The organism is Streptomyces sp. ATLC9 (genome assembly GCF_057196705.1).
In genome coordinates, this window is record NZ_JBXUOY010000616.1 from 1 (window position 1) to 391 (window position 391).

At 67.0% G+C, this 391-nt stretch carries 1 rRNA gene; it reads right to left on the minus strand.

Annotated features, from left to right (window positions below):
* Positions 1-306: 306 nt before the first annotated feature.
* Positions 307-391, minus strand: a 16S ribosomal RNA gene (locus tag AC2CJA_RS27335); the annotation flags it as partial.

Below are 391 nucleotides of genomic sequence, written 5' to 3' on the forward strand. Positions count from 1 at the left end.
AAACAACGACCGGCCACCCACCACCCCCGCCACGAACAGCGGAGTACACCGGGACCGGCACCGAAGACCCAGCCTCCACGGCCGTGCCCTCAGACACCCAACAGCGCACCCAGCCCCCGGCCCGTGCCCCGGACCGCGTTCCACACCCCCACCAAGGGGGGCAGTACTGACGATCCCGGCCACCACCGGGAACTGACTAGTCAACGTTCCACCCATGAGCAACCAGCACCGGACGCACGCCGGTGTACTGGCCCCCAGACCACCAGCCCCCACACGGGGCACCGGCAGCCGAGAAGCGCTCCTTAGAAAGGAGGTGATCCAGCCGCACCTTCCGGTACGGCTACCTTGTTACGACTTCGTCCCAATCGCCAGTCCCACCTTCGACGATTCC